This window comes from Demequina ureilytica (genome assembly GCF_048553575.1).
Lineage (GTDB): Bacteria > Actinomycetota > Actinomycetes > Actinomycetales > Demequinaceae > Demequina.
Genome location: NZ_JBLZIE010000001.1, coordinates 1,351,854 through 1,374,083, shown reverse-complemented (window position 1 = coordinate 1,374,083; position 22,230 = coordinate 1,351,854). Strand labels below are relative to the sequence as shown.

The 22,230-nt window shown below is 68.6% G+C and carries 22 protein-coding genes and 2 tRNA genes; 12 read left to right on the top strand and 12 right to left on the bottom strand.

Features of this window, described 5'->3' with window-relative positions:
- Window positions 1–13 precede the first annotated feature (13 nt).
- The 3 genes from ACNI3K_RS06345 (at window position 14) to ACNI3K_RS06335 (ending at window position 1,880) form a co-directional block, all read left to right on the top strand.
- Window positions 14–706, top strand: coding sequence for an SDR family oxidoreductase (locus ACNI3K_RS06345; RefSeq protein WP_419390996.1), 693 nt, complete (start codon window positions 14–16; stop codon window positions 704–706).
- Window positions 707–748: 42 nt separating this feature from the next.
- Window positions 749–985, top strand: coding sequence for a metallothionein (locus ACNI3K_RS06340; protein ID WP_419390995.1), 237 nt, complete (start codon window positions 749–751; stop codon window positions 983–985).
- A 145-nt stretch (window positions 986–1,130) separates the two neighbouring features.
- Window positions 1,131–1,880: a sigma-70 family RNA polymerase sigma factor gene (locus ACNI3K_RS06335; protein ID WP_419391114.1), complete on the top strand. Its 750-nt coding sequence runs from the start codon at window positions 1,131–1,133 to the stop codon at window positions 1,878–1,880.
- A 28-nt stretch (window positions 1,881–1,908) separates the two neighbouring features.
- Here the strand turns inward: ACNI3K_RS06335 and ACNI3K_RS06330 are convergent, their stop codons facing one another.
- Window positions 1,909–2,898 (bottom strand): glycosyltransferase family 9 protein, encoded by a 990-nt coding sequence (locus ACNI3K_RS06330; RefSeq protein WP_419390994.1) that lies wholly within the window; start codon window positions 2,896–2,898, stop codon window positions 1,909–1,911.
- Between ACNI3K_RS06330 and ACNI3K_RS06325 the strand changes: the two genes are divergently transcribed.
- Window positions 2,884–3,936, top strand: coding sequence for a glycosyltransferase family 9 protein (locus ACNI3K_RS06325; protein ID WP_419390993.1), 1,053 nt, complete (start codon window positions 2,884–2,886; stop codon window positions 3,934–3,936). The genes ACNI3K_RS06330 and ACNI3K_RS06325 overlap by 15 nt on opposite strands.
- Window positions 3,933–4,901 (top strand): glycosyltransferase, encoded by a 969-nt coding sequence (locus ACNI3K_RS06320; protein WP_419390992.1) that lies wholly within the window; start codon window positions 3,933–3,935, stop codon window positions 4,899–4,901. The genes ACNI3K_RS06325 and ACNI3K_RS06320 overlap by 4 nt, the downstream gene beginning before the upstream one ends.
- Here ACNI3K_RS06320 and ACNI3K_RS06315 read toward each other — a convergent pair.
- Window positions 4,826–5,953 carry a glycosyltransferase family 9 protein gene (locus tag ACNI3K_RS06315; RefSeq protein WP_419390991.1) on the bottom strand — a complete coding sequence of 376 codons (1,128 nt, stop codon included), beginning with the start codon at window positions 5,951–5,953 and terminating at the stop codon, window positions 4,826–4,828. The genes ACNI3K_RS06320 and ACNI3K_RS06315 overlap by 76 nt on opposite strands.
- Before the next feature lie 140 nt (window positions 5,954–6,093).
- Here ACNI3K_RS06315 and ACNI3K_RS06310 point away from each other — a divergent pair, with 140 nt between their 5' ends.
- Genes ACNI3K_RS06310 through ACNI3K_RS06295 form a run of 4 tightly spaced genes read left to right on the top strand, consistent with a single transcriptional unit; the run spans window position 6,094 to window position 10,369 of the window.
- Window positions 6,094–7,521: an aldehyde dehydrogenase family protein gene (locus tag ACNI3K_RS06310; RefSeq protein ID WP_419390990.1), complete on the top strand. Its 1,428-nt coding sequence runs from the start codon at window positions 6,094–6,096 to the stop codon at window positions 7,519–7,521.
- A gap of 5 nt (window positions 7,522–7,526) precedes the next feature.
- Entirely contained in the window at window positions 7,527–9,029 is a 1,503-nt protein-coding gene (locus tag ACNI3K_RS06305; RefSeq protein WP_419390989.1) for a PfkB family carbohydrate kinase, read from the top strand.
- On the top strand, window positions 9,029–9,916 hold the full coding sequence (locus tag ACNI3K_RS06300) for a glycosyltransferase (protein WP_419390988.1): 888 nt from the start codon (window positions 9,029–9,031) through the stop codon (window positions 9,914–9,916). Before ACNI3K_RS06305 ends, ACNI3K_RS06300 begins: the two co-directional genes overlap by 1 nt.
- Before the next feature lie 9 nt (window positions 9,917–9,925).
- Window positions 9,926–10,369 (top strand): thiol-disulfide oxidoreductase DCC family protein, encoded by a 444-nt coding sequence (locus ACNI3K_RS06295; protein WP_419390987.1) that lies wholly within the window; start codon window positions 9,926–9,928, stop codon window positions 10,367–10,369.
- Here the strand turns inward: ACNI3K_RS06295 and ACNI3K_RS06290 are convergent, their stop codons facing one another.
- The 3 genes from ACNI3K_RS06290 to ACNI3K_RS06280 all read right to left on the bottom strand — a co-directional run bounded on the left by ACNI3K_RS06290 (window position 10,370) and on the right by ACNI3K_RS06280 (window position 12,253).
- The gene (locus tag ACNI3K_RS06290; protein WP_419390986.1) at window positions 10,370–11,431 is read right to left on the bottom strand and encodes a collagen-like domain-containing protein; all 1,062 of its coding nucleotides are present in this window, start codon (window positions 11,429–11,431) and stop codon (window positions 10,370–10,372) included.
- 34 nt (window positions 11,432–11,465) lie between these two features.
- Window positions 11,466–12,059 carry an RNA polymerase sigma factor gene (locus ACNI3K_RS06285; RefSeq protein WP_419390985.1) on the bottom strand — a complete coding sequence of 198 codons (594 nt, stop codon included), beginning with the start codon at window positions 12,057–12,059 and terminating at the stop codon, window positions 11,466–11,468.
- A gap of 121 nt (window positions 12,060–12,180) precedes the next feature.
- Window positions 12,181–12,253 (bottom strand) — tRNA-Glu (locus ACNI3K_RS06280).
- A gap of 243 nt (window positions 12,254–12,496) precedes the next feature.
- On the opposite strand from ACNI3K_RS06280, the gene ACNI3K_RS06275 reads away from it, so the two are divergent.
- The 3 genes from ACNI3K_RS06275 (at window position 12,497) to ACNI3K_RS06265 (ending at window position 16,572) form a co-directional block, all read left to right on the top strand.
- Window positions 12,497–13,384, top strand: a complete 888-nt coding sequence (locus ACNI3K_RS06275; protein WP_419390984.1) for a manganese catalase — start codon at window positions 12,497–12,499, stop codon at window positions 13,382–13,384.
- Window positions 13,385–13,554: 170 nt separating this feature from the next.
- Window positions 13,555–15,708, top strand: a complete 2,154-nt coding sequence (locus ACNI3K_RS06270) for an ATP-dependent Clp protease ATP-binding subunit (protein WP_419390983.1) — start codon at window positions 13,555–13,557, stop codon at window positions 15,706–15,708.
- A gap of 84 nt (window positions 15,709–15,792) precedes the next feature.
- A complete protein-coding gene (locus ACNI3K_RS06265; protein ID WP_419390982.1) occupies window positions 15,793–16,572 on the top strand; it encodes an SDR family oxidoreductase in 780 nt (259 codons plus the stop codon).
- A 45-nt stretch (window positions 16,573–16,617) separates the two neighbouring features.
- On the opposite strand, the gene ACNI3K_RS06260 is transcribed toward ACNI3K_RS06265, so the two are convergent.
- The 7 genes from ACNI3K_RS06260 to ACNI3K_RS06230 form a co-directional block, all read right to left on the bottom strand.
- Window positions 16,618–16,692 (bottom strand) — tRNA-Gln (locus ACNI3K_RS06260).
- 115 nt (window positions 16,693–16,807) lie between these two features.
- Window positions 16,808–17,824, bottom strand: coding sequence for a hypothetical protein (locus tag ACNI3K_RS06255; RefSeq protein ID WP_419390981.1), 1,017 nt, complete (start codon window positions 17,822–17,824; stop codon window positions 16,808–16,810).
- A 113-nt stretch (window positions 17,825–17,937) separates the two neighbouring features.
- Window positions 17,938–18,870 (bottom strand): hypothetical protein, encoded by a 933-nt coding sequence (locus ACNI3K_RS06250; RefSeq protein ID WP_419390980.1) that lies wholly within the window; start codon window positions 18,868–18,870, stop codon window positions 17,938–17,940.
- 30 nt (window positions 18,871–18,900) lie between these two features.
- Window positions 18,901–19,107, bottom strand: a complete 207-nt coding sequence (locus ACNI3K_RS06245) for a hypothetical protein (protein WP_419390979.1) — start codon at window positions 19,105–19,107, stop codon at window positions 18,901–18,903.
- 86 nt (window positions 19,108–19,193) lie between these two features.
- On the bottom strand, window positions 19,194–19,919 hold the full coding sequence (locus ACNI3K_RS06240) for an HAD family hydrolase (protein ID WP_419390978.1): 726 nt from the start codon (window positions 19,917–19,919) through the stop codon (window positions 19,194–19,196).
- A complete protein-coding gene (gene gltX / locus ACNI3K_RS06235) occupies window positions 19,916–21,436 on the bottom strand; it encodes a glutamate--tRNA ligase (RefSeq protein ID WP_419390977.1) in 1,521 nt (506 codons plus the stop codon). Before gltX ends, ACNI3K_RS06240 begins: the two co-directional genes overlap by 4 nt.
- Window positions 21,433–22,218, bottom strand: coding sequence for a fumarylacetoacetate hydrolase family protein (locus ACNI3K_RS06230; RefSeq protein ID WP_419390976.1), 786 nt, complete (start codon window positions 22,216–22,218; stop codon window positions 21,433–21,435). Before ACNI3K_RS06230 ends, gltX begins: the two co-directional genes overlap by 4 nt.
- Window positions 22,219–22,230: the final 12 nt, after the last annotated feature.

Genomic DNA, 22,230 nt, shown 5'->3' with positions numbered 1-22,230 from the left:
AGAGGAGCGATTCGTGAGCGAACACCGACAAGTGGGGCGCGTGCTGGTCAGCGGCGGTGCCAGCGGCCTGGGCGCCGCAGTGGTGGCGGCCGTGGCCGACGCGGGCGGGACGCCCGTCGTGCTCGACCGCTCGACGACCTCGGGTCACCTGGCATTCGAAGTCGACGTCACCGATGGGCCGGCCGTGGAGACTGCCGTGAACGAGGCGGCTTCCCAACTCGGGGGTCTTGACGCTGTGGTCACGGCGGCGGGAATCGACAAGCCCGGCTCGTTCGACACAGTGCCAGCCGAGACGTGGGACTCAGTGGTGAGCGTCAACCTGACTGGTACGGCCAACGTGGCCCGGGCCGCCATGCCGCACGTGCTTGCGAGCCGCGGCCGGATCGTCACGGTCGCCTCGTCGCTCGGCCTGAGAGCACTGCCCGATGCGACCGCGTACTGCGCGTCGAAGTTCGGCGTCATCGGGTTCTCGCGTGCTCTGGCAGCGGAGACCCGGGGCCGCCTGGGTGTCACCACGCTCATCCCGGGAGGTATGAAGACGGCGTTCTTTGACGGACGGGACGAGCAGTATCGGCCACCGGACGACGCTTCGTTGAATGACCCCACAGCGGTGGCGGACGCCGTCCTCTTCGCCCTGACTCAGCCCGCGGGCTCCCAGGTGCGCGAGCTGCTGGTGTGCCACGACGAGGAGCCCAGCTGGCCCTAGAGCGCCGAGCAATGGCGGAAACACAGGTGAAAGGACAGCAACATGGCAAAATGCGACATGTGCGGCAATGAATACGACAAAGCATTCGATATTGTGCGCGGCGATCATCGAGCAACGTACGACAGCTTTGAATGTGCCATCCATGGAGAAGCGCCCTCGTGCGCCCATTGCGGCTGCAAGGTGCTCGGTCATGGCGTGGAGACACCGACGGCGATGTACTGCTGCGCGCATTGCGCGCGCGTCACGGAAGGCGCGGAGGAGCTCCGGGACCGCCTGTAGAGGATTCGAGAGCAAGGTATCTGCCCAATAGCAGGTACCTTGCTCTGCGTTTGACGAGTCAGGAGGACGGTGCTTCTCTGAGTACTAGCGGAATGTGTAGGGCCTTTGAGGGGTGGCACGCTCATCGATTGGAGAGTGTTTCACCATGCCTCACCCCAATGCAATTCCCGCAGATCCGACGCGCTCCGCGCACAGTCCTCGCGATATAGAACATCGCATACTCGACCACATGGAACTTGCCGAGTCCATCGCGTGGCGCCATTGCCGAGGGCACAATGAATACGCCGACATGCGCCAGGTTGCCTATGCTGGCTTAGTCAAGGCGGCGCATCGCTTTGATCCCGACGTCCGCGCCGAGTTCGTCGGGTACGCCTCCGCCACGATCTCGGGAGAGTGCAAACACTACCTCCGCGATCACTCATGGTCCATGCGCCCACCGCGCTCACTTCAGGACCTCGACTATCAGATCGCCGCCGAGATCGAGCCCCTGCGGCAGCGACTGCGCCGCGAACCGAGCACTCACGAGATCGCGGACGCCATCGGCGTTCCCGCCGGCGCGGTGCGCGCGGCGCAGGGAGCCCATCAGGCCCGGCGTGCGACCTCGCTCGACAGCTTCGACCCCCTCTCCGAACACGTGGCCATCACCACGAACATCACCGGCGACGATTTGGCGCTGGACTGGGTGGAGACCGTCGACGAGCTCGACCGCGCCTGCTCGCAGCTGTCGGAGCGCGACCAGTGGATCGTCCGCCTGAGATTCTGCGAGGAGCGCACCCAGTCGGAGATCGCCGCCAGCCTCGGGGTCACCCAGATGCAGGTATCCAGGCTGCTCCAGAGAATCATCGAGCAGTTGCGCGCTGCGCTCGCTGTCGAGACTCCGCAACTGTCCGCGTAGGTGCGCCCTCCTACTGCGGCCGCAAGGGTCATGACCGGCGCAGCGCAAGCGCTCGGGTGAGGACCTCGTCCGCCTGCACCGCAAGCAGCGCAGGGTCGGGCTCATCGGCGAACGGGTCGCCACGGCGGACTTCAGCCCGTGTGAGCGCGAGGTGCGGACCAGGTGGCGGCCCCCAGCGCTCGGGCCCCACCGGCCCGAACATCACCACCGACGGCGTACCGAATGCGCTCGCCAGATGTGCGGCGCCGGTGTCCACCGACACCAGGATCCGTGCCCGCGCAATGAGGCCTGCGAACTCGCCAAGATCCCAGCGACCGGCCGTGTTGATCACCCGCGGATCCCCTGCGGCGGCCGCTACTGCGGCCGCCCGTTCTCGCTCCGCGGCTCCGCCGGTCACAAGGACCCGTTCCCCAGCACGAGCCAGGCCCTTCGCCACATGCGCGAACCGCTCGATGGGCCAGCGCCGCGAGCCGAAAGCGGCCCCCACGTGAACGATGGCGACACCGGGCGCCGCAGACTCCGGCCGCTCCAGGAGCAGATCGTGAGGGTCGCCTGGCATGCCGAAGGCATCGACCAGGCGCACCCACCGGTCGCGTTCGTGAAGGTCGGCGCGCCATGCCGGGCCAGTCCATCCGTGCCCCTGATGCCCCACGCGCAGGCGCGGCGAGAGCGCGTCCAGCAGAGCGGCGCTCTGCGGGCCGTTGCCGTGCAGGTTGATCGCGATATCGACGTGCCCCTGGGATACGGCGAGAGGCTCGTCGAGGCCGTCTTGGGGGACGAACACATCCGCCTCCGGAATCAGTGGGGCCAGCGGCGCCAGCCATCCCGCAGTCGCAAGTGCCACGCGGTGATGGGGTAACGCCCGGCGGATCGCACGGAGGGCCGGCACCGCGACCAATAGGTCTCCGAGCTTCAGTGCCCGCAGCACCACTGCGAGCGGGAGGTCCTCATCGCCGTCGACCGCCGACGTTTGGCGGTCTGCGGGGCCGGGAACAGTCCAAGCATGCGTTCCCGTCATCGCTCCCGCCCCCGCGTGCTGGTGGCCCGCCTCGACTCGCTGGGGGACGTGCTCGTCACCGGTCCCGCCATCCGCGCGATCGCCGCGCATGCCGACGTCACCCTGTTGTGCAGCGGCCAAGGCGCGCGTGTCGCCCCCCTGCTGCCCGGAGTGAGCCGCTTCATCGCCTGGGACTGCCCGTGGATCACCTCACCATCGCCCGCCCTTGATCCCGCCGAGATCCAGCAGATGGTCGACGACATCGGTGCGCTCAACATCGACGAGGCTGTGGTGCTCACGTCGTTCCACCAGAGTCCCCTACCCCTTGCCCTGATGCTCCGCATGGCGGGCGTCTCGCGGATCACCGGCGCGTCGGTGGACCATGCTGGCGCGCTGCTCGACAACCGGCTGCGGCCGGGCGAAACCCTGCCCGAGGACGTTCCTGAGCCCGAGAGAGCGCTGGCCATCGCATCGGCCGCAGGCTTCACCCTGCCCGCAGACGACGACGGTCGGCTACAGGTGCAGGGATGGGAGGGCGCGGACGTCGACCTGCCCGCGCGGCCATATGCAGTGCTGCACCCGGGTGCATCGGCCCCCGCACGCACGTGGCCCGCGACGCGCTTCCGCGATACCGCGGTTCGCCTCGCTGAACAGGGCATCGTTCCGGTGGTCACCGGGTCGGCCCACGAGCGCGCGTTGACGGCGCAGGTGGCGGGCAACCACGGCGTCGACTTGGGAGGAGCGCTGGATATCAAGCAACTCGCCCATGTGATCGCCGGCGCGCGGGCGATCGTCGTTGCCAACACGGGACCTGCACACCTGGCGGCGGCGGTCGGGACGCCCGTGGTCAGCCTGTTCGCGCCCGTCGTGCCCTCGGTGCGCTGGGCGCCGTACGGGGTTCCCCATGTCCTCCTTGGCGACCAGCACGCCCCCTGCGCAGGATCCCGGTGGCGGGAGTGTGCCATCCCCGGCCACCCGTGCTTGAGCGACGTGACGGCGGACGATGTCTGGGAGGCACTCGAGTCTGTGTGGGAGACCAGGAAGGAGACGCTCGCATGAGGGTGCTCGTGTGGAATGCACATGGAGGCTGGGCCGATGCTTTCGTGAGGGGAGATCACCGCTACCTGCTCCCGGTGGCGCTGGACGGCTCGGGCGGCCGCGCTTGGCGGGACTGGCCAGAGTCCGCATCCGACGTTCCAGAGCGCGACGTGGCCGCAGCGGAGCCGGACGTGGTGGTGCTGCAGCGGCTCGAGGAGATCGCGTGGGTCGAGGAGCTCACGGGCAGGCGCCCTGGGAGGGACATACCCGCGGTCTTCGTTGAGCACAACACTCCCCGGGTGGACGTGCCCTCGACGGTCCACCCCTTGGCCGACCAGGCGCGCATCCCCATCGTCCACGTTACCCATTTCAATGCGCTCATGTGGGACTGCGGGCGTGCGCCCACGCGCGTGATCGAGCACGGGATCGTCGATCCGGGGCATCTGTACTCGGGATCTTTGGCGCGCGCAGCCGTGGTGATCAATGAGCCGCGCCGCCGCTGGCGCGTGACCGGAACGGACCTGCTGCCAGCCCTGTGCCGGGCCGCCCCGCTCGACGTATACGGCATGGGCATCCCCGGACTGGTCGACCATCTCGGAGCGGTGGAGGGCGAGATCGTCGAGGTCGGCGAGCTGCATACCGACGAACTGCACCGGGAGGTCGCCGACCGCCGCGTCTACGTGCATCCGAACCGGTGGACGTCCCTCGGGCTCGCCCTCCTCGAGGCGATGCACCTGGGCCTTCCCGTCGTGGGCGTCGACACCACCGAGATACGCCGCGCCGTTCCTCCTGAGGCCGGAGTCCTCTCGAACGACGTCGAGGAGCTGCGACGGGGCCTCGAGAGGCTGGTGTCCGACCCCGTTGAAGCGTCGCGTCGCGGTGCGGCCGCACGCGAGCATGTGCTCGCCCATTACTCGCTCTCGCGATTTCTTGAGGAGTGGAACACCGCACTTGAGGACGCCACTAGCGCCTCGAGCTCGCCATAGAGCTCATCGACGCTCACGTCTGAGACAAACGAATCGTCATGCGGGCAACGGGCCTGGTCGGCGCGGGCCTGGGGAACTCCACACGTGGGACAGCGGGTCGTCCAGCCGACGCTGACTCGATGGCGGTGCCGCGTGATCGGCGCCGCGTTGATGACGTTTCCACACCAGTACACGGAGGCGGTGGCAGTGCCGACTGCGTGAGCGAGATGACGCGGACCGCTGTCGTTGCCCACCAGCGCATCGGCCCTGTCCAACAGTCCCAGAAGCGAACCGAGATCGAGAGCTCCCGCGAGACTGAGCACACGCGGGCTTTCTGACTGAGCAAGCCGGCCCCGTGCCGACATCACGACCTCGTGGGCGAGCGGAGCCTCGTCCACCGACCCGACCACCACAGCACAGCCGCCGGTCTCCACTATCCGGGCTGCGACCTCTCCGAACCGTTCAGCTGGCCATCGCCTGCGCGGATCCAGCGCACCGGGGTGCACGACCACCAGCGGACCCTGCGCTCCAACCATCAGCTCCTCGCGCAGACGCTCAGCTTGCTGCCGCTCCTCGTCCTTGACCACCAGATGCGGTTCGAGGTCGCACGGTGCAGCACCAAGAAGAGTGACGGTCTCGAGCCATCGCAGCGCCTCGTGATGCCAATAGGCGAACGGGATGTCGCGGTCAAGAGACAGCGCGTCGGGAGTGCGTTGACCAACCGTGACGCGTGCCTGCAAGCTGCGCACCACGGGGTTGGAGTGGCGTCCGCCGCCGTGCATCTGCACCGCGACGTCGACCCCTCGTGCGGCGATCTCCTCGCACACGCGGGACCGGTCCGGATCGTCCTCGGGCATGACCACGACCTCATCCACGGGCCCCGCCCGGCCGGCGAGGAGCTCGCGGTGCACGGCAGTACCTAGGAGAATGATCTCGGCCTGCGGGTATGCCCGCCTGAGCGCGGCAAGAGCAGGCATGGCGAACATGAGATCGCCCAGCCCGCCGCCGCGCAGGACCGCGATCCGGGCGACATTCGGCTCGATGGGGCGCTCGGGCTCGGCCGTGTCCTCCACGTGACCTCCTTCGCGATCCGGGTCGTCAAGGCTTCCCTCGGTTCGCCCATCCCGTTCCCCGGCGCGGCCTGCGGCAAACGGATGCCAGGGAGGCGGCCTCGGCATGTGTGGAGGCGGCAGCGGCCGGGTAAGGGACTGGCATGACAACTCTCACAACGGACAACCCGGACCACGGCACCGAGCACACGATTCTCGATCCGCGCGACGGCAGCGTCGTAGGAACCGTGCACGACGACGACGAGTCGCTTGTTCCTCACGTGATCGAGCAGTCACGCAGCGCTCAGCGCGACTGGGCCCGCGTCGAGCCAGCCGAGCGGGGAAACGCCTTAATCGAGCTCGCGCGGATCCTCGAGGCGCACTCCGAGGAGCTCGCCGATCTGAATACCGCAGAAACAGGTCGCAGCCCCATGCTTGCCCGCGCGGGAGTCGACGCCGCCGTCGCGACGCTACGGCAGTACGCCGAGATAGGCCCTCTGCATGCAGGCGGTCGGCTGCGAGGCGACCCGGCTCACATCGACACACAAACGCCAGAGCCGCGCGGCGTGGTGGTAGCGCTCACGCCGTGGAACGACCCCATTGCGATCGCGGCGGGACTCGTGGGCGCCGCGCTCGTCACCGGCAACACCGTGATCCACAAGCCCTCCGAGCGGTGTCCACATCTGGGCCGGCGGTGGGGCGAGCTCGTGTCTCAGGTGCTCCCTCCGCACGTATGCCAGACAGTCACCGGCGGGCCAGTGCTGGGCGACGCCCTCACCCGGGCACCGGGTGCGGACGTGATCGCGCACGTCGGCTCATCGCTCACCGGAGAACGCATCGCTCGTGCTGCGGCTCTCACGGGAGTGCACGTGGTCCGCGAGAACGGGGGCAACGACCCGCTGCTCATCGATGAGGACGTGGACCCCCGCTGGGCCGCTGCTCAGACGGCGCTCGGCGCGCTGATCAACGGCGGCCAACTCTGCACCGCCGTCGAGCGCGTGTTCGTCCATCAGGCCATCGAGGAGCCCTACCTCGACGCGCTCGCTGACGAGGCCGAGGCCTTCGCGCGCGGCGAGATGTGGGGGCCACTGGTCGATGAGCGCTTGCGTGACACGGTCCATGAGCATGTCGCTGATGCTCTCGCAGCCGGGGCGCGCGCACTCACAGGCGCAGAGGTGCCCGAGGGTGCGGGCACGTACTATCCGCCCACGGTCCTCGCCAACTGCGAGCCGAGCATGCGCGTCATGACCGAGGAGACATTTGGGCCCGTCGTTCCGGTCATGGCGGTGCACGACCTCGATCATGCCGTGGCGTTGGCCAATGACGACGAGTACGGCCTGGCGGCGACCATACTCAGCGGCTCCCTTCAGCGGACGCTGACCGCCGCGCATGCACTCGAGTTCGGCACGGTGAAGGTGAACGACGTGTTCGGCGGGGCGCCCGGCGGCTCCGCAGAGCCCCGACGGCGCAGCGGCACCGGGCTTGGATACGGCCCAGGCCTGCTCGAGGAGTTCACTGCCCAGAAGGTGCTGCACGTCGAGCCGCTGCCAGCCACCGGCACGCCCGGCCCGCGCGACACGAGCGGAGCGTGAGGATCATGACTCATACGCCCGCGCGCCCCGTATGGCCCACGGCGGGCAACGACCTTGCAGGAAGGATTCGCCGCCGCGCGCCGCTGGTCACCGTGATCGGCGACCCGATGATGGACGGTTGGGTGACCGGCACCAGCGACAGACTCGCGCGCGAGGCCCCGGCTCCCGTGGTCCGCGTGGGCGCTGAGCAGCGTTCCCCCGGCGGTGCGGCCAACACCGCGCTGAACCTTCGGGCTCTCGGCGCGCGGGTGAGGTTCGTGGGCGTCGCGGGCGACGACGACGCCGGTGCCGCGCTGCGCGCAGCTCTCGAGGACGCGGACATTGACGTCTCCGGCCTCATCCTTGACGCCGGCTCCACCACGGTCGTCAAGGACCGGGTAGTCGCAGGAGGGCAGATCCTGGTCCGACTTGACCGCGGAACCACGCAGGCCAGCGAGTCCATGGCGCGCCGTGTCCGCGAGGCAGCGGCCCGGGCGATCGAAGGCGCCGATGCGATGGTGGTGTGCGACTACGGTGGCGCAGCCATGGGCCCCGTGCGTGCCGGGCTGAAGCGGGCAGGCGCGCGCCCACCGCTCACGGTGGTCGATGCGCATCGACCTGAATCGTGGCGGGCTCTCCGGCCCGACATGGTCACGCCCAACCTTCGCGAAGCCGCGGCGCTGGTGCCCGAACTGGACCGTGAAGGCACGGATCCTGCTGAAGCCGTCAGCCGTGCTGCGCCTCGCCTGCTCGCCGCGATGGGTGCGAGGGCTGCAGTCGTCACGCTCGCCACCCGTGGGGCCATCCTCATCGAATCCGGTCGCCCCGTGCACCGCACTTTCGCGCATGCCGCGCCCGAACAGCACGCCTCGGGCGCAGGAGACACGTTCACCGCGGCCCTCACCGCCGCGCGCGCGACCGGCGTGCCGTGGGTCACCGCCATGGAGGCGGCGCAGTGTGCGGCCGAGGTGGCGGTGTCGCGGCCCGGGACCGCCATCTGCACCTCTGCTGAGCTGAGCGCTCGGATGGCCGGCACGGCTGCGCTATGCGTCACCCCGGAGGAACTCGCTGCGCGACTCCGGGACGAGCGGGCGGCCGGCCGGCGGATCGTGTTCACCAACGGCTGCTTCGACGTGCTCCACCCCGGGCACGCACGCTGCCTCCAACAGGCCTCCGCCCATGGAGATGTGCTGGTCGTCGCCCTCAACGGTGACGAGTCTGTGCGTCGTCTCAAGGGCGACGGCCGACCGGTGAACCCGCTGGCCGACCGCATCGGCGTCGTGGGGGCGCTGCACTACGTCGACTACGTCACGTCCTTCGAAGGCGACACTCCCCTGCCAATGATCGAGAGCCTGCAGCCCGATGTGTTTGTCCGGGGCACCCGGCTCGACGCCCGAGCCCGGATCGAAGCCCGCGCGGTTGAAGGCTTTGGCGGGGAGGTCGTGGTGCTTGACGAGGCTCCTCAGCACTCGACGACCGCAGTGGTCGAACGGATCCGCTCCTCGCCCGCGCCCGCCTCGGAGGCCTGATGCGGGGATCGCGACGGGAGAGCGCCGAGTGGGCGACTTCCCACCCACCGTCCGTCGCGGCAGTCGACGTCCTGATTCCCACCGCAGGACGACGAGCCGAGCTCGCCGCCACGCTCGCGGGGCTCGCGGCGCAGGACGATCCCGGCTTTCGCGTAGTGATCTCGGACCAGTCGCTCGCAGACAGCATCGAGGAGTGCGCTGCCGTGAACCAGATGGTGCGGCTGCTGCGAGCCCAGGGGCGCGAGGTGATCGTGGACCGTCACCTCCCGCGCCGCGGCCTCGCCGAACAGCGCCAGCACCTGCTCAGCATGGCGGTATCCCCGCGTGCGCTGTTCTTGGACGACGACGTTTGGCTCGAGCCTGGGTGCATCGCCCGGATGGCCGATGCGCTCGACACCTTGGGCTGTGGGTTCGTGGGTTCCGCGGTACAGGGTTTGTCATATCTCGACGACGAACGACCGGAACAGCGGCACGCATTCGAGCCGTGGGGCGACGCCGTGGAACCCGAGCGCCTGGGGCCCGACCACCCGGCAATGGCGCGCGTGCATCTGCATTCGGCGGCGAACGTGACTCACCTGGCGGCCGAAGTGACCGTCCCGTCGCGGGGATGGCTCGCCTACAAGGTCGCTTGGGTCGGGGCGTGCGTGATGTTCCGACGAGAGATGCTCGTCACGTGCGGCGGCTTCGACTTCTGGTCCGACCTGCCGCCGGTCCACAGCGGCGAGGATGTCGCCGCCCAGTGGCGCGTCATGGAGCGATACGGCGGAGCGGGCATCCTTCCCAGTGGTGCCGTGCACCTGGAATCCCCCACCACCGTGCCGGTACGCGACGTCGACGTGGCCACCCGCCTCAGAGGCGCCGAGCAGCGCGGGGAGCCGACGACCTAGACTCGCAGCATGTCCCGTCCGATCGTGGTCTTCGATGGCGATTGTGGCCTGTGCAACGGGTTCATCGCGTGGTTGATCCGGCACGACCGCGACCGCCGGTTCCTGATCACCGGTAGCGACGGACCTGTGGGACGCGCGGCGCTCGGGGCCATGGGGCTGCCGCCCGAGATCGCGGCATCGACTCTGGTGGTCGCCACCTGCGATGGAGCTCGGCTTCGGTCCGATGCGGTCGCTGAGGTGGCAGCCGGGCTCGGGTGGCCGTGGCGTGCCGCCGCGTCGATGCGGATCGTTCCGCGCGGACTGCGAGACGGCGTCTACCGCGCCATCGCGTCGCGCCGTCCCCGGCGCCCCGCCATCGACCCCTCGTGCGGCACTCCGCCGCCAGGACTGGTCGGGGAATGGCGTGCCCGTCTTGCCACTCGTGAGGACGTGGCGGCTCTCGTTGCAGCCTGACTAGGGCTTGCCGGCACTCTCCGGCTTGCCACCCTGGCCCGAAGCGCCCGGGGCCTCGGGCGTGCCCTTATCCGCAGGGGGCCCAGCGTTCTCGGGCGTGCCCTCTTCCCCAGGCTCGCCAGTGTCAGCTGGCTTGCCATCATCGGCGGGCTTGTCAGCATCGGCCGGCTGGCCCGCATCTGCCGGCTTGCCAGCGTCGGCCGGCTTGCCAGCGTCGGCCGGCTTGCCAGCGTCCGCCGGCTTGCCACCATCCGCGGGCCTCCCCGCATCGGCGGGCTTGTCAGCATCGGCCGGCTGGCCCGCCTCCGCAGGCTTGCCAGCATCGGCCGGCTTGCCTGCGCCGGCAGGCGGGCCGGTCAGGTCCGTCGCACGGACCTGACCGGTCGCGCCGTCGTGCCCCTCGCTGATCGCACGTGCACGTTCCGCAACACCCTGCCCAAACTCCCTACCTTCGAGCTCGGTCTGTGCCATCCAGGTCAGCATCGCGGCGACCCTCTCGCGCACCTCCACTGATTCCTGAGACCCGGCTGAGGCCACGGCCTCTGCAGCGCTTCTCAGGACATCCGTCGACTCGGGATCCAGCTCGTCCGTCGCCTCCTCGGCATGGGTGAGCGCCCCATCAACATCACCGCGGTCCAGCAGCGCGCTCACCTCATGCAAGCGCTCCCGAGCACCGCCATCGTTGACGCCCACCGCCTCGAGTGCTCGGTCGAGCCCGTAGAACGCGTCGCCAGGAGCGGAGTCGTCCGCCGCTGCGGCCCCGGCGAAGCCCACACCCAGGAGTCCAGCGCCAGCCACAATCGCGGCCAGTCGGCGCGTAAGCACCGCCGTGCGCGCCGGAACGGCCCGCGCTCCGGCGACGCCACCATCGGCCGTCGTCGGAACTGCGCGAGACATGGCGAGAGCCATCCCGGTCACCCGCTCATCTGATGGTGCCGCGTTGGCTGTTGCACGCAACGCCGCAAGCGCTGGGGCGAGCTCGGCCAGGCGGTCATCACGTACCGCACGGCCAGAGAACAGCGCGTCAAGGTCGCGGTCGGAGAACTTGTGTTCGGTAGTCATCTCACCCTGGTCATCGCTCCGCGAGCCCCACACGTTACGCACCATCGCGAGATTCTTCTGCGGGTCTTTCCGAGTGTTGCTGGCCAAGCGCTACTCGGAGGGCGCGAACGGCCCGGTTCTGGAGCACTCGGATGGCGCCCTCGGACTTGTGGAGGACCTGCGCAGTGTCCTTCACCGACATGTCGGCAACCACGCGAAGCATGAGTACTTCGCGCTGGTTTGCCGACAGGCCCCGGATCACCGCACGCAGCTCCATCATCGATAGATCGCTGAGCGCCTCGGACTCGACATCGCCAAGAAAGCGTTCGTCCGCGACAGTGGAGGGGTCGGCACCGTCAGCAATAGCCACGGTGCGGCCGCGAGCCCGCCATGCGTCCTGGATCCGTCGACGCGCAATGGTGAACGCCCACGCGCGGAACCTGTCCTCATCGCCTTCGAAGCGGTGGATGTCGCGGGCGATGTTCAGAAAGGTCTCCGACAGCAGGTCCTCGAGGTCGTCGCCGAGTCCAAATCCCCGTGCATAGCCGTGGAGGGGGCCGTAGAGGTCGCGATAGATCGACTCCCATGCCCAGGTGACTCCTTGGCGCGCCGCGGCGAGAGTCGCGGGGAAGTACTCTCCCAAGGTCATCGCCCCACCACCTCCCTGCACGTTGACTGATCACACGCGGGGGGACGCGGCATGCACTTCAGTGTGCACCCGCTGCACAACAAGAAAAACTCCCCACAACGTGTGTGAGGAGTATTCAGAGTAGCCCCGACGGGATTCGAACCCGCGCTACCGCCGTGAGAGGGCGGCGTGCTAGGCCGCTACACAACGGGGCCCTAGCGGTCCGCCGAACCTGCGGCGAACACGAGACACGATGATAGCGGATGATTCGGCGGTTGTGCTAATCGACGCCAGCCGCCATCTCTCGGTGCGGTGATCACGCCACCGGCGGGCCTGCGGGACTCGTGCGTCGCAGTTGTTCATCCCCTCGCCGCGCGCCAGGCCACCACGAGACATAGCCTGATCGATGAGGGGACAAATGGACGTGAAAGCCGCAATTCGAACGGAGCACGTGACGCATGTACTTTCACCGCCAAGAACTCCAGCATGACTCCACTCCCGAACGGCCCGATGCCGTATACGCCCGCAAGCTGCAGGAGGTGCTGGGGGGCCAGTACGGCGAGATCACCATCGCGATGCAGTACAACTTCCAGGCGTGGAACGCCCACATCCCCGGCAAGTATCGCGACCTCCTCTTTGGCATCGCTGCGGAGGAGTTCGGCCACGTCGAGATGCTCGCCACGATGATCTCGCAGCTGCTCGAGAAGCAGCCGCTCGGCATCACCGATGATGACGTCCAGAGCGACCCCACTATCGCCGCTGTCGTCGGCGGAACCGACGTGCAGGCCGCGATCGTCGCCGGCGCGGGTGCGCGCCCTGTCGACAGCATGGGCAACCCCTGGAGCGGCAGCTACATCACGGCCAGCGGCAACCTGCTTGCCGACTTCACCGCCAATGCTCACGCGGAGATGCAGGGTCGCCTGCAGGCAGCCCGGCTGTTCCACATGACCGACGACTCGGGAGTGCGCGATCTGCTCGGCTTCCTCATCGCGCGCGACACCATGCACCAGAACCAGTGGATCGCCGCCGCCAGAGAGCTGCAGGAGGAGGGACTCGAGGAGATGCCCGTGCCCAGCAACTTCCCGCAGCGCAAGGAGGATCAAGAGGTCTCGTACGAGTACATGAACTTCTCAGACGGAGCTCATGCGTCGGCGGGCAGCTGGGCCAGCGGGCCCGCCCCCGATGGCAACGGCGAGTTCAGCTACCGGAACGCGCCCGCCCCCGGGGATGGAGTGCCGATGCCCTCCCCCACTCGGCCGGATCCTCGCCTGTACGGCACCACCGACCTTCCGAACGCCGTGGAGAAGGCAGAGGGAACGGTGAAGGACAAGTTCAACAAGGAGTAGCCATTACGTAGCTTCCTGAGCGGTCGGGTGGCGGGTGACCTGCGTTTGCCGCAGGCGCCTGCCGCCCCTCCCGCGTCGCGCTGCCCACTTGTCCTTCTCGGAGTCATTATGTAAACTTGAGCGCAGGCGGCTCAACTCTGAGCCACAGCGACAAGACCGGGAGGTTTGCCATGACCGCCACGCCACACACCGAGCAGCACGAGCAGCAACCGAGCGCCCTCGAGCAGTTCGGCCAGGACTTCACCGCGCTCGCGGAATCGGGGGCACTTGACCCCGTCATCGGGCGCGACGAGGAGATTCGCCGCGTCATGCAGGTGCTGACGCGCCGCACCAAGAACAACGCCGTGCTCATCGGCGAGCCCGGAGTGGGCAAGACGGCGATCGTCGAGGGACTTGCCCAGCGCATCGTCGCCGGAGACGTCCCCTCCTCCCTCAAGGATCGACGCGTCATCGAGATCGCTATGAGCTCGGTGGTCGCGGGCGCGGCCTACCGCGGCCAGTTCGAGGAGCGCCTGAAGGCGATCCTCACCGAGGTCGAGCAAGCCGAGGGGCGCATCCTGCTGTTCGTCGACGAGTTGCACACGATCGTGGGGGCAGGCAAGGCGGACGGCAGCGTGGACGCCGGCAACATCCTCAAGCCGATGCTCGCTCGCGGCAAGCTGCGCATGATCGGTGCGACCACGCTGGGCGAGTACCGGGAGCACATCGAGACCGACTCGGCGCTCGAACGGCGCTTCCAGCCCGTCTACGTGGGCGAGCCGTCCATCGAGGACACCGTCGCGATCCTGCGCGGACTGCAGGAGAAGTACGAGGTGCACCACGGCGTGAAGATTACCGACGAGGCGATCGTGGCCTCGGCGCGGTTGTCCGATCGCTATATCTCGGACCGGTTCCTGCCGGACAAGGCTGTCGACCTGATCGACGAGGCGACCAGCGCGCTCAAGATGCAGCTCGACTCGATGCCCATCGAGCTCGACCGTGCGCGACGGCGCATCATGCAGCTCGAGATCGAGCGCACCCAGGTCGCCAAGGACAAGTCACCTGCCGCCCGCGCGCGCCGCGACGAGATCGACGCGGACATCGCGCGACTCAAGGCAGAGTCGGACGAGCTGAACATGCGCTGGGCGCGCGAGAAGGACCTCATCGTCCGCGTCTCCTCCGCGACCGAACGGCTCGAGTCGCTGCGCGGGGATCTGGATCGCGCGGAGCGCTACGGCGAGCTCGAACGGGCGGGCCGCATCCGCTACGGCGAGATCCCGGCGGCGGACAAGGAGATGGCCGATGCGCGGGCTGAGTTGGAGGCGATTCCCACCGAGGAGCGCATGCTCCGTGAGGAGGTGACCGGCGAGGACATCGCCGGCGTCGTCGCGAAGTGGACGGGCGTGCCCGTCGAGAAGCTGCTGACCGACGAGTCTGCCAAGCTCGGCCAGCTCGAGGACCGCTTGCACGAGCGGGTCGTCGGTCAGCACCGCGCCATTGCGAGCGTGGCCGATGCGATTCGACGCGCCCGCGCGGGCCTCGCCGACGAGCACCGACCCATCGGCTCGTTCCTGTTCCTGGGTCCCACCGGCGTGGGTAAGACCGAGCTGGCCCGGGCGCTCGCCGAGCAGCTGTTCGACGACGAGCGGGCGATGATCCGCATCGACATGTCGGAGTACATGGAGAGCCACGCGGTGTCGCGCCTGATCGGCGCTCCCCCCGGCTACGTGGGCTACGACCAGGGCGGACAGCTCACCGAGACCGTGAGGCGCCGCCCGTACAGCATCGTGCTGTTCGACGAGGTGGAGAAGGCGCACCCCGACGTGTGGAACGTGCTGCTCCAGGTGCTCGACGACGGACGCCTCACCGATGGTCGCGGCCGCACGGTCAACTTCACCAACACGATCTTGATCATGACGTCGAACCTCGGCTCCGACATCGTGCTCGGCTGGGATGGTGTTCACCGCGAGGCGCTCGAATCAGACCTGCAGACGGTGCTCCGCGCGGCCTTCCGGCCGGAGTTCCTGAACCGGCTCGACGACGTGGTGATCTTCGACCGGATCGACCCATCAGCGATGGGCGACATCGTCGAGTCCGAGCTCGCGAAGGCGGTCGCGCGAATCGCGACGCAGAAGGACATCGCGCTGACGGTCACGGACGCGCTGCGCGAGTCGCTGGCGCGGGACGGATTCGACCCTGCGTTCGGTGCCCGCCCCTTGCGCCGGCTCATTCAGACCCGCGTGCTGAATGCCCTCGCCAAGGAGATCGTCGACGGCACAGTCGGCGAGGGTGATCAGGTGAGCGCCGATTGGGACGGCGAGCAGGTGGTACTCGAGACGGCCTGATGTGGGGACTCGCCGCCCCGCCGGGCGAGCGCGCGGCGGCGGGCATAGGCTGAAAGAGGTCCCCCTGACACGAGGAGGCGCGCCATGACGAGGTCGTACGTGGTGACGGGATCGGCATCGGGCATTGGAGCATCCACCGCCCAGCTGTTGACGGAACGCGGGCACACGGTGATCGGTGTGGACCTGCACGATGCGGACATCACCGCAGACCTCACGCGGGCCGAGGATCGCGACGGCCTTGCCGATGCGGTCCGGGACAGGGCGAGCGACGGCATCGACGGGATCATCGCGGTAGCGGGCCTCGCCGAGCCAGTTCCCGCCACGGTTGGCGTGAACTACTTCGGCATGATCGCCACGCTCGAGAATCTCCGGCCGCTGCTGACCGGTTCTCCCGCGCCTCGGGCGGTCGGCGTGGGTTCGATGGCGAGCCTCATGGATCACGACGACGAGCTCGTGGATCACTTGCTCGCCTGGGACGAGGAGGCGGCGCTGCACAGGGCCCAGACGCTCGCGGCGGATGAGCAGACCGGGCAGCTCATCTACCCCTCCACGAAGGTGGCGTTCGCTCGGTGGATCCGGCGGCATGCCGCCACAGAGGAGTGGGCCGGGGCATCGATCCCGCTCAACGCGGTGGCACCGGGTGTGATCCTCACGCCGATGGTCGAGCCCTTCCTCGCGACAGAGCAGGGACGCGAGCAGATCGCCAAGGGCGTGCCCATGCCGCTCAATGGCTTCGCCGAGCCCATCGCGGTCGCGACCTTGCTCGCCTGGATGGCGGGCGAGGAGAACACGCACCTCTGCGGCCAGGTCGTGTTCGTCGACGGCGGCTCGGACGTGGTCATCCGCGGCGACTCGACGTTCTGACGGCGCCGGACATGAGAAAAGCCCGCCGTAGCGGGCCTTTTTCTCTGGCTGGGGTACCAGGACTCGAACCTAGACTAAATGAACCAGAATCACTCGTGCTGCCAATTACACCATACCCCAACGGCCTCGACCGGAGCCGAGACAAAGCCGAGCAAGAAGCCCGGCCGACGAACCACTCTACCGTGCCCCGGCCGCCGGGCAAAACCCGCTCTCGCATCGGCCCCACGCGGCCCCGTCAGTCAAAGTAGACGTCCGCGAGGCTCTCTCCGTCGACGATTCTCTCCCGGATCAACGCGTTGCACGCCGGACCCAGGGCGGCCATGATGTCCGCGAGCTCCTCGGCACTCCCCCACGGCTCCTTGACGCCCGCGCTAATCGTGACCGTACCGCATTGGATGGCGGCGGTGCGCGTCAGGTACGTGCCGCGGTTGAGCGCAGCCGATTCGTCGCCCACGCGCACGGCTACCGCACCCCCACTGTCGGTCAGCCCCACCTCCTGCGAGAACAGTTCCTGAGACTCGGTCACGACTGGCACCCACACGACGCCATCCTGCGCCGTCTCGACGACCACCTCTGCGGCGTCGCTCCATGACGGCGCGTCGTCGGCGCTCGCTTCGGCAGAGCGGTCGTGGCGCAGCAACGAGATCGCGTGCGTGACCTGCGCAGGATGCTGGTCCACCCATACCTGCTCGGCAACGGTCGCGAGGAATAGATCGTCGGCTCGCGCAGCCGCCACCATGCCCGCGACTGCCTCCTCGTCGCGCACCGGTACAGAGGTGCGCGGCATCGTGCATGCCGAGCCGCCGCGGGTGCGCTCGGCCATCGCCTCCCCGCCCCGCCCAAGGTAGAGGTCCGGCTGGCGCAGGAGCGGCACGGGGGCCTCGGAATCGACCGCCACGGGTTCGAGCTCGAGGAACTGCGCCACCGTCTCGAGGGACTCGGCGTGTTCCACGATCCGCACCTCGTAAGGGAAGCCGCGCTCAGTCATGCATTCCACGAGGACGGTGCGGTCGAGCCACTCCTGGTACACCGCAGCAGTCGTCCGCGCTGCGGTGGCCGGCAGGTCGTCCAGTTCGGGGGCAGGCTCGGGATCATCGTCTGGCCAAGCGAGCAACGCTGCGGCGCCCATGCAGGCCAACGCGGCGGCGACCACCGCGGTGCGGCGCAGGCGGGACCCGGCCGACGGCGGGCCGTGCTCCCCGCGCTCATGAGAGGCATGGGGGTCCTCGACGACGATGTATTCGTGGGTCACGGTTCACCTCGCCTCACTGCGCCCTCAGTTCGACGATACGCCTGGGAGGTGAGCACCGCTGGCGATCAAGGCTGGCAGCAGAGCCGGCCTCTCCCGCGCCTCAGTGGGACGGACTACTCCATCTGCGCGGCACTGCATGCGGCGGGCAGCGCGGAGGCATCGAAGGGGCCGTCTGCGCCGACGCTCACGGCGATCTCGCCGCACGACTGGTCCCAGTTGCGTCCCCAGGAGTTGGCGAGGTCCTCGCCTGGACCCGAGACTCGCACGATGATGACGCCGCCCCCAACTCCGAGCCCGGCTGCCTGCGCATATTGATCCGTCGTGGTGCTGGCCACGACCACCATCTGGTCCTCAAACGCGGCGGTCACCCGAGCGAGCCTGTCGGCCCATCGCTGTTGGCCGTCCGCATCGGTCGCAGTCACCTCGAAAGGGTCCTGCACCTCGGCCACCGCGAGCGCGACCGGAGCGGGGTTCTCTGCCACCCAGGCGTACTCCGCCAACGTGTCGAGGAACGCATCGTCGGTCCGGGCCTCGGCCACGAGGTCGCCCGCTGCCGAGCCGCCTGGCAGCTGCAGCGCGGGAGCATCCGGCAGGCAGCTGTCGGGCGAGCCAGGCTCGGTGAGCCGCCGGGCGGGCGGGGATTCGGGGCCCCCGGGTCCATGCTCGTCAGCCCATCGCAGGTCGGGGCTGGGCAGCGAGGGATCCTCGACGGCGGCCTCGACACCGAGGAAGGCCGCCACGCGCGGCACCCGTGCGAGCTCGTATCGCAGGAACGGCTCGCGGGGGAATCCGGCTGCGGTGAAGCACTCCGCGACGTGGCGCCATCGCAGCCAGTCGTAGTAGACCAAAGCCGTCTCCTGAGCGGCGGTGGGACCGGTGTCCTCGGAGACCGTTGGTGTGGGCGAAGGATCGGGTTCCTGATCGTCGTGCGGCGAGGCCCACCACGCGAATGCCACGATCGCCGTAAGGCCGACCGCGGCAATCACCACGATCGCCGTCGCACGCCCACGCCTGGACTGGCGCGGCGGCCCGACGTCGATACTCATAAGTTCACCGTAACGAGGCGAGCGTGCGGCTCAGGGCAGGAGTGCGATGTCCGCCGTCTCGACCAGCAGGAAATCCTTCGCTTCCGCAAACACGCTGATCATCGCGACCTTCTCGGCGTCCGGCGCGCCCGCCTCCTGAATTGCCAGCACCGCCTCGTAGCACGCGTGTGCCGTCGCGGAACCTAGATGCGTCTCGGGTCGGGAGATGATCGCCTGCACGGCCTCGTCGACTGTCATGCCGCCAACGTTAACGGCGCACTCCGACATCACCGCCGGGCTCAAACCCATACGTTCGGACCGCAGTCGATCTCCGTGCCCAGTACTCAACGCAGCGACGCGAGCACCTCGTCGAGCCCCGCGACGCTCACCACGTGCGGGTATGAGACCGAGCGCTCAGACTCAAGACCCCGCCGCGCACCAGGGCGGTCGAGCCATACCCCGGTGAGGCCCGCATCGGCCGCCGCTACCGCGTCGATGTCCGGCTCGTCGCCCACGTAGGCGACCTCGCCGGCCGCGAGGCCAAGGCGACGCACGCCCTCGTCAAAGACCCGGTGGTCCGGCTTGCCGATGCCAAAAAGATCGACTCCGACGAAGACCTCGACCCGCTCAAGACCGCAGGCCTCGAGCTTGAGCCGCTGGTACTCCGACTGGGCGTTGGTCACGGCGCCGTAGGGGATGCCGGCCTCGTCGAGCGCATCGAGGAAGGGCACAGCGTCGTCGAACGCCCGCCAACCCTCGCGGAAGTACCTCTCGAAGCCCGCGTCCCAGATGTCGTATGCCTCGTCATCCATGGGGTCGCCGCCGAACTCGGCATGCAGCTCGTTCGCGCGCCTCATGCGTTGCTCGCGATGAGTCATCTCGCCGCGCGTGTGAGCGCGGTACCAGCCTGAGCCGTCCGCACGCCAGAACTGCACGAGCACCTCGGGATCGATTCCTTCGCGCAGGTACTCCTGCGCGACGGCGATCAGCGCGTGCCGGAACGCTCCGCGCGTGTCGACCAGAGTGTCGTCGACGTCGAGCAGCAGGCCTCGGATTGGGCCGTCCGTCACAGCGTGGAGCGCAGGCGGCGCAGGCGTGCCAGCGCGTGGTCCTTGCCGAGTATCTCCATCGACTCGAACAGCGGAGGGGACACGAGCCGGCCAGTGATCGCGACGCGGAGCGGTCCATACGCAAAGCGCGGCTTGATCCCCATCTGCTCGACGAGCACCGCCTGCAGCGCCTCTTGCTGCTTCTCGGCGCTGAAGTCCTCAAGGCCCTCGAGAACGCCCATCGCGGCGTCGAGCACCTCGGCGGCGTTCTCCGGAAGCTTGGCCAGCGCGCCCTCGTCGTACGGCAGCTCGTCGTCGCCCACGAAGAGGAACCCGAGCATCCCGGGCGCCTCCCCGAGCAGCGTCATGCGAGTCTGCACCAGTGGCGCGGCCTCGGCGAGGATCTGCTCCTCGTGGGGCTGCAGCTCGCGTGTGTCCGCCGTGGACACGTGGCCGCTGGCGTGCAGGTACGGGACCATGCGCGCCACGAACTCGCCGACGGGGAGCATGCGGATGTGCTCCGCGTTGATCGCCTCCGCCTTCTTGAGGTCGAACCGCGCGGGGTTGGGGTTGACGTCGCGGATGTCGAACGCCTCCACCAGCTCGTCAGGTGTGAACACGTCACGGTCGGGCGCGATGCTCCAGCCCAGCAGCGACAGGTAGTTCAAGAGACCTTCGCGCGTGAAGCCGCGGTCGCGGTGCAGGAACAGGTTGGACTCGGGAGCGCGCTTGGACAGCTTCTTGTTGCCCTCGCCCGTCACCATGGGCATGTGGCCGTACTCGGGCACGCGCTCGGCGAGCCCCAGCGACACCATTGCGCGGAACAGCGCGATCTGGCGCGGGGTGGAGGACATGAGGTCCTCACCGCGCAACACGTGAGTGATGCGCATCAGGGCGTCGTCCACCGGGTTGACCAGCGTGTACAGCGGCTGGCCGTTGCCTCGCACGATCACGAAGTCGGGGATGCTCCCTGCCGGGAACGTCACGTCGCCGCGGATCAGGTCCGTGAAGGTGATGTCCTCGTCCGGCATGCGCACGCGGATCACGGGCTGACGGCCCTCGGCGCGGTACGCGGCCTTCTGCTCCTCGGTGAGGTCGCGGTCGAAGTTGTCGTAGCCGCGCTTGGGATCGCGGCCGGCCTCGCGGTGGCGCGCCTCCACCTCCTCGGGCGTCGAGAACGACTCGTACGCGAAGCCGCCCTCGAGCAGCTGGCGCGCGACGTCCATGTGCATGGCGTGCCGCTCCGACTGCCGGTACGGCGCGTACGGCCCACCGACGTCGGGGCCCTCGTCCCACGTCAGGCCCAGCCAGGTCAGCGCCTCGAGGAGCTGCTCGTAGGACTCCTGCGAGTCGCGCTCGGCATCCGTGTCCTCGATGCGGAACACGAACGTGCCGCCGTGGCGGCGCGCGTGCGCCCAGTTGAACAGCGCCGTGCGGATCAGGCCCACGTGAGGCGTACCCGTAGGCGACGGGCAGAACCGCACTCTGACCGCATCGGCCGTCGTGGCGCCTGTCGGCTGGAGAGTCGTGTCGGTCATCGGCGGATCACCGGGTTGCGCAGCACCCCGAGCCCTTCGATCTCGACCTCCACGATGTCCGCGTGGTTCAGCTTGGTCACTCCCGAGGGCGTGCCGGTGAGGATCACGTCGCCGGGCAGCAGAGTCGTCACCTCGGAGACCATCGCCACCGCCTGTGCGATGTTGCGGATCATGTCGCGGGTGTTGCCGTGCTGCGCGGTCTCGCCGTTGATGCGCGAGGTGATCTCCGCGCTATCCGTCGCGAGATCGGTCTCGATCCACGGGCCGAGCGGCAGCGAGGTGTCGAACGCCTTCGCGCGGAACCACTGGTCCTCCGCGCGCTGCAGGTCACGGGCAGTGACGTCGTTGGCGCACGTGTAGCCGTAGATGAAGTCCTCGGCGCGCTCCGCGGTCACGTCCTTGCAGACGCGCCCGATGACGACCGCGAGCTCTGCCTCGAGTTGCACGTCGTCGCTGTAGTGCGGCAGCACGATGGGATCGTCCGGGCCGATCACGGCGGTGTTGGGCTTGAGGAACAGGATCGGCACCTCGGAGGCGGGCCCGCGGTGCGGGATCTCCTTCGCATGGGCCTCGTAGTTCTTCCCTAGGCAGATCGCCTTCGAGCGCGGGATCACCGGGGCGAGCAGTCGTACGTCGTCGGTGAGCGGGATCCGCTCGTTGGTCACCTCCCCCGGCGTGTACATCGGGTCGCCGGTGAGGACGATCAGTTCTTCCTTGCCTGCCTCGCCATCGACGATCGCGTAACGCGGCTCGCCTCCGGTCGTAAATCTTGCAATACGCATGCGATCCAGCCT